The 10,413-nt window shown below is 59.5% G+C and carries 11 protein-coding genes; 9 read left to right on the plus strand and 2 right to left on the minus strand.

The window, feature by feature from the left end; all coding sequences use genetic code 11:
• From xseB to recN, 8 genes are all read left to right on the plus strand, one after another.
• The coding region (gene xseB / locus ACLTXB_RS17910; RefSeq protein ID WP_428227879.1) for an exodeoxyribonuclease VII small subunit at positions 1–226 on the plus strand (226 nt) is incomplete at its 5' end.
• Positions 226–1,107 (plus strand): polyprenyl synthetase family protein, encoded by an 882-nt coding sequence (locus ACLTXB_RS17915; RefSeq protein WP_110440679.1) that lies wholly within the window; start codon positions 226–228, stop codon positions 1,105–1,107. The genes xseB and ACLTXB_RS17915, both read left to right, overlap by 1 nt.
• Positions 1,108–1,144: 37 nt before the next feature.
• Positions 1,145–1,603: a divergent PAP2 family protein gene (locus tag ACLTXB_RS17920; protein WP_008980561.1), complete on the plus strand. Its 459-nt coding sequence runs from the start codon at positions 1,145–1,147 to the stop codon at positions 1,601–1,603.
• Between the two features lie 44 nt (positions 1,604–1,647).
• Positions 1,648–3,507 (plus strand): 1-deoxy-D-xylulose-5-phosphate synthase, encoded by a 1,860-nt coding sequence (dxs, locus tag ACLTXB_RS17925; RefSeq protein WP_428227880.1) that lies wholly within the window; start codon positions 1,648–1,650, stop codon positions 3,505–3,507.
• Complete coding sequence (locus ACLTXB_RS17930; protein ID WP_428227881.1) at positions 3,497–4,309, plus strand: TlyA family RNA methyltransferase; 813 nt, start codon at positions 3,497–3,499, stop codon at positions 4,307–4,309. The genes dxs and ACLTXB_RS17930 overlap by 11 nt, the downstream gene beginning before the upstream one ends.
• Positions 4,306–5,178 (plus strand): NAD(+)/NADH kinase, encoded by an 873-nt coding sequence (locus tag ACLTXB_RS17935; RefSeq protein WP_428227882.1) that lies wholly within the window; start codon positions 4,306–4,308, stop codon positions 5,176–5,178. The genes ACLTXB_RS17930 and ACLTXB_RS17935 overlap by 4 nt, the downstream gene beginning before the upstream one ends.
• A complete protein-coding gene (locus ACLTXB_RS17940) occupies positions 5,175–5,624 on the plus strand; it encodes an arginine repressor (RefSeq protein ID WP_008980565.1) in 450 nt (149 codons plus the stop codon). The genes ACLTXB_RS17935 and ACLTXB_RS17940 overlap by 4 nt, the downstream gene beginning before the upstream one ends.
• A gap of 25 nt (positions 5,625–5,649) precedes the next feature.
• Positions 5,650–7,344: a DNA repair protein RecN gene (recN, locus tag ACLTXB_RS17945; RefSeq protein WP_428227883.1), complete on the plus strand. Its 1,695-nt coding sequence runs from the start codon at positions 5,650–5,652 to the stop codon at positions 7,342–7,344.
• A 41-nt stretch (positions 7,345–7,385) separates the two neighbouring features.
• Here recN and ACLTXB_RS17950 read toward each other — a convergent pair whose 3' ends face one another.
• Positions 7,386–8,711 (minus strand): Ig-like domain-containing protein, encoded by a 1,326-nt coding sequence (locus ACLTXB_RS17950; protein WP_428227884.1) that lies wholly within the window; start codon positions 8,709–8,711, stop codon positions 7,386–7,388.
• 122 nt (positions 8,712–8,833) lie between these two features.
• The gene (locus tag ACLTXB_RS17955; RefSeq protein ID WP_428227885.1) at positions 8,834–9,970 is read right to left on the minus strand and encodes an FtsW/RodA/SpoVE family cell cycle protein; all 1,137 of its coding nucleotides are present in this window, start codon (positions 9,968–9,970) and stop codon (positions 8,834–8,836) included.
• Between the two features lie 174 nt (positions 9,971–10,144).
• Between ACLTXB_RS17955 and tsaE the strand changes: the two genes are divergently transcribed.
• Positions 10,145–10,413: tRNA (adenosine(37)-N6)-threonylcarbamoyltransferase complex ATPase subunit type 1 TsaE (gene tsaE / locus ACLTXB_RS17960; RefSeq protein WP_428227886.1), on the plus strand; the 269-nt coding region annotated here is incomplete at its 3' end.

Here is a 10,413-nt window from a genome sequence, read left to right on the forward strand (position 1 = left end):
GAAGAAGCTGAGTTTTGAGGAGTCCACCGCCCGGCTGGAGGAGATCGTGAGCCTGCTGGAGCGGGGTGACGCCCCGCTGGAACAGGCCATGGCTCTTTTTGAAGAGGGAGCTGGGATTTTACGAACTTGTACCGCCATGCTGGACCAGGCGGAGCAGAAAGTGACGCTGCTCACTGCTGGACCCGACGGCCAGCCCCAGGAGCGGGAGTTTCAGGAGGAAGAGTAATGGAACAGGACGTATTTCGCCTGCACTATGAGGCCACCCAGGCTCGGGTGGAAGAGGCTCTGCGGGAGCGAGTAGGCCAAATGGGCCGCTACGCCGACCTGCGGGAGGCGATGGAGTACTCTTTGATGGCGGGAGGCAAACGCATCCGGCCGGTGCTGGTACTGGAGAGCTGCCGTATGTGCGGCGGTGATCCGGAGGCTGCCCTGCCCTTTGCCTGCGCGGTGGAGATGATCCACACCTATTCGCTCATTCACGACGATCTGCCCGCCATGGACGACGACGAGCTGCGCCGGGGCCGCCCCACAAACCACATGGTCTACGGGGAGGCCACCGCGATCCTGGCCGGTGACGGCCTGTTGACTGCCGCCTTCCAGACCCTGACCCAGGCCCAGCTCACCGCCCAGCAGGTGGTGGATGCGGTAGCCTGCCTGTCCCTGGCCGCCGGGCCGGATGGCATGGTGGGCGGACAGGCGCTGGACATGGCCGGGGAGGGGCGCAGCCTCACCCGGGCAGAGCTGGAACAGCTCCAGAGCCTGAAAACCGGTGCCCTCATTGCCGCGGCCGCGGAGCTTGGCTGTATCGCCGCCGGAGGCAGCCCCGAGCAGCGGGAGTCGGTGCGGCAGTATGCCCAGTGTCTTGGCCGGGCCTTCCAGGTCCAGGATGACATTCTGGATGTGACCAGCACCGACGAAGAGCTGGGCAAGCCCACAGGCTCTGACCGGGAGAAGGAGAAGAACACCTTTGTCTCCCTGCTGGGGCTGGACCGCAGCCGGGAGCTGGTGGCAGAGCTCACCGCTCAGGCCATCTCCGCTCTGGATGGGTTTGCCAGCCCGGACTTCCTGGTGTGGCTGGCCAACACCCTGGCTCAGCGTACGAAATAAGGCTTACCGTCTCCCAGCGGGAGAGAAAGGGGGCAGTATGGATCATACAGGCTTCTTGACGGGAAACCTGACCTTGGATCTGGCAATCTTCGCTTGGTTCATTGCGCAGGTGATCAAAACACTGATCCACTTCGTGGCAAACCGGAACCTGGATCTGAAACGTATGGTGGGCAGCGGCGATATGCCCAGCTCGCACTCTGCCTTTGTCTGTGCGGCGACTATGTCCATCGGACAGGTGTGCGGATGGCGGGATCCTCTGTTTTCTCTGTCTGCTGCCATTGCCTTGGTGGTCATGTATGACGCGTGCAACGTGCGCCGGGCGGCGGGCGAGCAGGCCAAAGTACTCAACTATGTCATTGAGCACTGGAGCGAGATGCCCGAAGAGATGAAGCAGAAAAAGCGTCTGAACGAAAACCTGGGCCATACGCTGCCGCAGGTGATCATGGGCGCGCTTTTGGGGACTGTTATTGGTCTGGCAGGGCCGATCCTCCTTTAATGGATCACGCCAGTGAACGCACTGGGGAGATGTGAGGGGTTACCTTGACAAAAAAAGATGAGACAACTGAAAACGGACCGATTCTGAAGGCCCTGACCGATCAGGAGGCCACGGCCCTTTGTGCCGAGCTTCGGGAAGAACTGGTGCGGGATGTCTCTCGAACCGGAGGACATCTGGCATCCAACCTGGGCGCGGTAGAGCTCACCGTGGCTATCCATCGGGTGTTTGATACCAGCCTGGATCGGTTGGTCTTTGACGTGGGACACCAGTGCTATCTGCACAAGATGCTCACCGGACGCCGGGAGCAGATGTCTACCCTGCGGCAGTACGGCGGCATTGCCGGGTTCCCAAAGCCCAATGAGAGCGTACACGACGCATTTATTGCCGGGCACGCCTCCAACTCGGTGGCGGTGGCGCTGGGCATGGCTCAGGCCCGTACTGCTCTGGGAGAGGACTACAAGGTGCTCGCCCTGATCGGAGACGGAGCTCTCACCGGCGGCCTGGCCTATGAGGGACTGTCCAACGCCGGGCAGTGCGGTCAGCAGCTGCTAGTCATCCTCAACGATAACGGGATGTCCATTACCCGCAATGTGGGTGGTGTGGCCCAGCTTCTGGCCCGGCAGCGACTGAAACCGAAATACCTGCGCTTTAAGCAGAACTACCGCCGGGTGATGCATGCTTTCTGGCTTGGACGTCAGATCTATAAAGTGACCCACGAACTCAAAAGGGCTCTAAAACAGAGCTTGCTGCCCTGCAGCATGTTTGAAGATATGGGCTTTACCTATCTGGGACCGGTAGACGGCCATGATGTGGCGCAGCTGACCAAGACGCTGCGCTATGCAAGCACGTTGAATGAGCCGGTCGTCCTGCACATAAGAACGGTAAAGGGAAAAGGCTTTGCACCTGCTGAGGCCAATCCCGACGCCTTCCATGGTGTTTCTCCCTTTGATCCGGAGACTGGAAAGGCGCTCAAGAGCGGGGGAGAGAATTTTTCCGCCGTTTTTGGACGCACCTTGGTGCGCCTGGCCCGGACAGATCGTCGGGTGTGTGCTATGACCGCGGCAATGGTCAGCGGAACGGGGCTGGTGCCCTTTTCCAAGGCGTTCCCCAAGCGGTTTTTCGATGTGGGTATCGCGGAAGGGTGTGCCGTCTCCATGGCGGCGGGCATGGCCAAGCAGGGGGCGGTACCCGTGTTTGCCGTCTATTCCACCTTCCTGCAGCGCAGCTATGATATGCTCCTTCATGATGTGGCCATTGACAGACTGCATGTGGTCTTTGCCGTGGACCGTGCCGGTCTGGTGGGCGACGATGGAGAGACCCACCACGGTGTTTTTGACGTGGCCTATCTGGATACCATCCCAGGCATGAAGGTCTATGCTCCGGCTAATTTCCCCGAACTGGACCGGATGCTGGAGCAGGCGGTCTGCCAAGACAGCGGCCCGGTGGCAGTGCGCTATCCCCGGGGAGGCCAAGGTGGTTATCAGGAAGACTCGGGCAAAGAAAATGCAGTCATATTAAGGACTGGCAAGGATATTACCTTGGCAGGGTACGGCATGGAGATAAATGAACTGCTCTCGGCGGCGGACCAGCTGGCCGGGCAGGGAATCCAGGCCGAGGTACTGAAATGGAATGTCATCACTCCTTTGGATTGCACTCTGGCAGTGGAGTCGGTCAAGAAGACCGGCGCGCTGCTGGTGGCAGAGGAGTGTGCAGAGCAGGGCGGCGTAGGCCAGCGGGCTCTGGCGGCGCTGGAGGAGGCGGGAGTACCCGCCCGGACTGCGCTGGTCAACTGCGGCGCAGGCTACGTGCCCCACGGGGCGGTTTCCCTGCTGAAACGAGATTTGGGCCTGGACGGGGCAGGTGTGTTCCGTCGGGCAATGGAGGTGCTGGGCCGTGACCAATAAAAAGCGGCTGGATGTAGCGATGGTAGAACGGGGGCTGGCTGAGAGCCGCCAGAAGGCCCAGGCCATCATTATGGCCGGACAAGTCTATGTGGACGACCAGAAAGTAGATAAGGCCGGAGCTCCTGTGAAAGAGGAGCAGGTGATCCAGGTGCGGGGCAAAACTCTGCGCTATGTCAGCCGGGGTGGACTGAAGCTGGAAAAGGCTATGGCCTGTTGGCCCATCTCGCTGGAGGGCACCATCTGTGCCGATATTGGAGCCTCCACCGGTGGCTTTACCGACTGTATGCTGCAAAATGGAGCCAGTAAAGTATATGCTGTGGATGTGGGTTACAACCAGCTGGACTACCGCCTGCGTACCCACCCCCAGGTGGTGTGTATGGAGCGTACCAACGCCCGCTACCTCACCAAGGAGCAGATCCCGGAGCCCTTGGATTTCTTTTCTGTGGATGTGTCCTTCATCTCTCTGAACCTGATTTTGCCTGCCCTGCGGCCCCTCATGAAGGAGGGAGGCCAGGCGGTGTGTCTGGTCAAACCCCAGTTTGAGGCGGGAAAGGACAAGGTTGGCAAGAAGGGCGTGATCCGGGACCCTGCGGTCCATCTGGAGGTGCTGGAGCACTTCCTGGAGCATGCCGCCAACGCCGGATTTACTGTAAAGGATATTACCTTTTCTCCTATTCGGGGACCAGAGGGAAACATTGAATACTTGGGTTATCTCTATGCCGGAGAAGGCCCGGACTGTGAGGTGGATCTGAAAGCCCTGGTGGATGCCTCACACCAGCAGCTGAAGGGGGGAGAGGAATGAGAGTTCTCCTCAGCTCCAACCCTTACCGGGACCGGGGGCTGCGGGCCGCCCTGGAGGCCCGGAAGATTCTGGAACGCGCCGGGGTCGAGACCGCCCTGTGCCTGCCTTTTGTACCCAAGAAAGGGGACCGGCTGGAGCTGCCCCGCCACGCACAGCTGAAAAATATGGAGGAAGAGCTGCCGAAGGCAGACCTTCTCATCTGCTTTGGCGGGGACGGGACCATTCTCCACGCTGCCCGGGATGCCACCCTGCATGAGTTGCCCATCCTGGGGGTCAACATGGGCAGTGTAGGCTTTATGGCCGAGCTGGAGCGCTCCGAACTGGGCCGCTTGACTCAGCTGGCCAAGGGAGACTACACCACCGAGGAGCGTATGATGCTGGATGTTCGGGTCTACCGGGGAGAGAAGCTTCTCAGCCAAGACCTGGCCCTTAACGATGCGGTGTTCTCCAAGGGATCTATTGCCCGGGTGGCGGAGATGGAAGTCTTTGCCGACCAGGTGGTGATACGCCAGCTTATGGGGGACGGTGTCATCGTGGCTACCCCCACCGGCTCTACCGCCTACTCCATGTCTGCCGGAGGCCCCATTGTGGAGCCCACGTCCCAATGTCTGATCGTCACGCCCGTGTGCGCCCACCAGCTGGCGGTGCGGGCCATGGTGCTGGGAGCGGAGCGCACCGTCACAGTGCAGCTGCCCAAGGGGAACCGGAAGAGCATCTATCTGTCGGTAGATGGTGGCAAGGCAATACGCCTTACAGGAAATGAACGCGTTGAGATCAGCCGCTCTGAGCATACCATCCGCCTGGTGCGGCTGGTAGGGCGGAGCTTTTATCAAGTGGTCAATCAGAAATTAGGAGGTTATGTGCCATGAAGCGAGCTCGACAGGCTGAGATTTTGAAGATCATCCAATCCGTGGACGTAGAGACCCAGGAGCAGCTGTTGGACGAGCTGAAGCGACGGGGCTTTGCCTCCACTCAGGCTACCATTTCCCGGGACATCAAGGAGCTGCGTCTGGTCAAGGAGATGGCTGGAGGCGGCTACCGGTATGTGGTCTCCGAGCGTAAGGGAATGGTGGATTCCGATGTTCGCCTGCGCAATATCTTCAAAGAGGGCGTGGTATCGGTAGATCTGGCCCAGAATATCGTGGTGGTGCGCACCATGCCCGGTCTGGCCTCGGCGGCTTGTTCGGCCCTGGACAGTATGGACATCCCGGGGATGGTGGGCAGCCTGGCAGGCGATGACACCGGAATTCTCATTATGCGGGACAACGCTTCCGCCGAGCAGTTTAACCGGGAGGTCCATAAGCTGCTGAAATAAGCGCGGAAGAGATGGGGGTGATTGTTTGCTTTCCCTGCTTCATATTGAAAATATCGCCCTGATCCAGTCAGCGGATATCCGCTTTGAACCGGGCTACAACGTGCTCACCGGTGAGACCGGTGCAGGTAAATCTATTGTCATTGACTCTATCGGCGCTGTGCTGGGGGAGCGTACCAGTCGGGAACTCATCCGCACCGGGGCCAAGTCGGCTCTGGTGACGGCAGTGTTTACCCAGGTGCCGCCCTTGCCCTGGCTGGAGGAGAACGGCATTGCCCTTCAGGATGGGGAAGTGCTGCTCCAGCGGGAGATCCAGGGGGATGGACGCAACGTGTGCCGGGTAGATGGGCGGCTGGTGACGGTAGCCCAGCTGCGGGAGCTGGGCCGACAGCTGCTGAATATCCACGGCCAGCACGACGGCCAGCAACTGTTGGACCCCGCCAGCCACCTGGGATATCTGGACCGCTGCGGCGGACACACCGAACTTTTAGAAAACTACCGTACTGCATACCAGACCTGGAATGGCCTGCGCAAGCAGATCGCCGCCCTGGAGATGGACGAGGCAGAGCGCAGCCGCCGGGTAGATACCCTGAACTTTCAGATCCGGGAGCTGGAGCGCGCCCAGCTGCGCGCCGGAGAGGACGAGGAGCTGGACCAGCGCCGGACGCTGCTGCGCAGCGCGGGCAAGCTGATGGACGCCCTCCAAAGTGCGGAGTACGCCCTGTGCGGAGATGACGAGGGCGGGGGAGTCTGTTCCCTGCTGGCTGACGCAGAGGGAGAGCTGGACAGTGTGTCTCAGTTCAGCGCAGCCCTAGAGGAACTGGCCCGGCAGGTAAGCGAACTGCGCAGCGCCGCCGACGATGCGGCAGATACCCTGCGGGATCTGACCCGTGAGATGGAGTTCTCTCCCGGCGAGCTGGATGAAGTGGAGAGCCGCCTGGATATTCTCTACCGCCTAAAAAAGAAGTATGGCGCCACCGTGGAGGAGATGCTCCAGTATCTGGACAAGTGCCGCAAGGAGTTGGACGAGATCCAATTTGCTGACGATACCATTGCCCGGCTCACGAAAGAACTGGACAAGGCTCGAAAGGAAGCGGATCGGACGGCACAGGCCCTGTCCCAGCAGCGCCGCAAGGCGGCAGAAAAGCTGGAAAAGCGGGTCCAGGAGGAACTGCGGCAGCTGGACATGCCGAAAGTGCGTTTCCAGGTGGAATTTTCCCCCATCGATAATCAGTGGGGGCTGGACGAGACAGGCATGGACCAGGTGCAGTTTTTGATGTCGGCCAATGTGGGCGAGGCCCTCAAGCCCATTCAAAAGGTGGCCTCGGGCGGCGAGTTGGCCCGCATCATGTTGGCACTAAAAAATGTACTGGCTCAGGACGACGAGATCGGCACCCTGGTCTTTGACGAGGTGGATACCGGCGTCTCCGGCCGGGCGGCCCAGAAGGTAGCCGAAAAGATGGCTCAGGTGGCCCGGCACAAGCAGGTGCTGTGTGTCACCCACTTGCCTCAGTTGGCTGCTATGGCGGACACTCACTTCTCGGTAAGTAAGGGAGAACGGGAGGGCCGCACCTACACCAATCTGGAGCGGCTGGACCGGAAACAGCGCCGGAAGGAGCTGGCGCGGCTTATTGGCGGCGCGGCGGTGACTCCAGCTCTGCTGGAGAGTGCGGAGGAGCTGCTGGCTCAGGCGGATGCTTGGCGGGAAAAACATAAGAAATGAGAACAGGCTCCCACGACGACATCGTGGGAGCCTGTTGTGCTTTACCAAGGAAGCCAGCCGTCCTCCTCGCGCTGGCTGAGCACGTCAAGTGCGCCATCCAGCAGCATAGCGGCCTGAGCCCGATCCAGACCGGTGGACAGGGCGGCAGAGTTGGTCTCCTCCACCCGGATGACGCCGGAGGCGGCCAGGTTGGCGGCGGCCTGTCCCGCCCAGTGGGTATCGGAACCTTGGGCGGAGAAAACTTCCAGAGGCACATCGCTGAGATTGAGCAGCTGATCCAGCATGACAGTGGCCTCGCCCTGGGTGATATTCTCAGAGGCATCAAATACCGGCGCGCCGGAGTCGTCCCGGGACCCCTGGATCACGCCCGCCATCACGGCAGCGGATACTGCACCCTTGGCCCAGGTGGGGATGGCCGCATCATCGGTGAAGCCGGTGGTGGTCACATCTTCCAGAGGAGCCATGCCGACGGTGGCCATGGCCATGGTGAGAAATTCTGCTCGGGTGACCGGGCGGTCGGGGTCAAAGAAGTACTCCCCGTTGAGATAGGAACCGACGAAGATGCCCTCCTCGGCCAGGCGGATGGAGGCCTTGTGGGCGGGATCGCCCTCCATATCGGCGTAGGTCACTTTGGTGTCCGGTTTGTTGATCTGAATGGTCACCTTAGCTTCGGAGGAGGTATTGCCCGCTGAGTCGATGGCCACATAGGTGAAGGAGTCTTTGCCGGTTTTGTTCTCGTAGGGAGTGTAGACAAACTTGGCCGAGCCATCCTCCGCCAAAGTCACAGCGCCCCGGGCAGGGGTGTCCATGAGCTGGAAGGTGAGGGTGTCGCCCTCGCTGTCCACTGCGTCAAAGTAGCCGGTGATGGCCACATTTTTATAGGTGCTCAGATCCATGTTCCGGGCAATAGGGGCCTCATTGGCGGCAGTGAGAAGATAGAGGGTGACAGTCGTGGGCTGCTGGGCCTGGGTGCCGTCGTCAAAGGTGGGCAGGAAGGAAAAGGTTGTGGTAGTGACGGAGGGCTGAGACAGCGACTGGAAACGCAGCCCGGCCAGAGCACTGGCTTCCACCACGGAGTCTGCTGCCAGAGGCTGGCCGCCCAGAGTCAGAGTGCCTGCTCCTGGATCAGGCAGGGCGGTGATGGTGATTGAGGTCAGCTTGATGCCATCCCCGTTCTGTACGGAGAAGTCCTGGTCAGAGAAGGCAACTGTGTCGCCCACCAGAGCATTTTTGGAGAAATCGGGGATGGTGGGGGAGGACGCCTTTTTGTTCCAGAAGAAGGCGGAGACGGGGAGAGAGAGGGTGCTGAGCAGTACAAGGGAGAGGAGCAGCGCGCCGCTTCGGCGCACAAGCCAGAGACGTTTCAACGGGAAAACCTCCTTTTTTGGTTCAGGTTATCCCTAGTCTCTGCGATAGAAAGGAAACTATGCGCAAAAAAGGGGCGTCTGCTCCAGGCAAAGACTGGAACAGACGCCGCAAGATAGAAAATTTAAAGTGCGCCGCGATCCCGCAGCCAGCTGGGCAAGGCTCTGGCCTTGGCGCTGGATACCAAACCCATGGCGGCATAGAGGGTGATGATGGAGGAGCCGCCATAGCTGATGAAGGGGAGGGTAAGGCCCATAACGGGGAAGACAAACAGGCACATACCCACATTGGCGGCGATCTGAACGATGAGCATACCAGCCATACCCATGGATACGTAGGCGTAGAAGGGAGAGCTGGCGTGGCGGGCTACCCAGATGCACCGTAGCACCACTGCGGACAGCAGAGCCAGCAGGGCCAGACAGCCCACCATGCCCAGCTCTTCGCCGCACACGGCAAAGATAAAGTCGGTATCACGGGCGGGAAGGGTGGATTCATAGGCAGACTGGGTCATAGAGCCCTGGAGATATCCCTTGCCAAAAATCTGACCGGAACCGATAGCCAAGACAGAGCGGGTCTGCTGGAAGCCAACACCCTGGGGATCGTAGCTGTGATCGAAGAGGACCCGGAATCGTTTGATCAGGTAGAGCTTATCCCAGGCCTCTGTTTTGGGTAAAACAAAGAACCACAATATCACAAAGGCAATGACAATGGCACTGCCAACCAAAACAAACCAGCGCAGTTTGACTCCGGCGCTCCAGGACATGATGGAAAAAATCATTGTGTAGACCACACACATACCCATGTCGCCGCAGATACCGGCAATAAGAGCCAGCATGAAGGCGGCGTGAGCTCCGATCTGTGCGACGGAAAAGACCGAGCCGATGTCGTGGCCTCGCTCCTGAAGCTTATGGATCTGCATGGCCAGAAGCAGAATATAAGGGATTTTTACAACTTCGTTGGGCTGGATCAGAATGGGGAAGCCGGGAAACTGCAGCCAGTTGCGGTTTCCGCCGCGGGTCACACCGAAGGGTGTGAGCAGCAGCAGCAGGAAAATGATGCTGAATCCCAGCAGCCACTTCCAGTTCTTCTCCACAAAAGACTCAAAGTCCACATAGGTACAAAGGATATAGACCAGGATACCCAGCAAGATGGCGACGATCTGGACGGCTACCTCTTTATTGTTGTCATTGTAGCGGGTAGCGGAAAAAATAAGGGCCACGCCAAAGCCGCTGGCCAGCAGACACAAAGACAGCAGCAGCATATCCCCTTTTTTTAGAAATTCTTGGAGGGGAGAAAATAGGGTCTTCACAGCATCTCCTCGCTTTCCTAGGATACGGCCTTATATTTTATCACTTTTTGGTGGAAAGGTAAACCATATCTGTGCTATAATCTTTCCAGATTTCGAAAACAATCTATGAACGCAGGGGAGGACCCAATGGAATATTGTTCAAACAGTGAGCGAGATACCGAGGAACTGGGACGCCGCCTGGGTGAGCGGGTGGTGCCGGGGACGGTGATTGCCTACACCGGCGACCTGGGAGCGGGAAAGACTGCCTTTACCCGGGGACTGGCCCAGGGACTGGGCGTGCCCGGTCAGGTGACCAGCCCCACCTTTACCATTGTCAACGAGTACGAGGGGGGACGGCTGCCCCTGTTCCACTTTGATATGTACCGCCTGGGCAGTGCAGATGAGCTCTTTGATAT

It is taken from the genome of Flintibacter sp. (assembly GCF_046973065.1).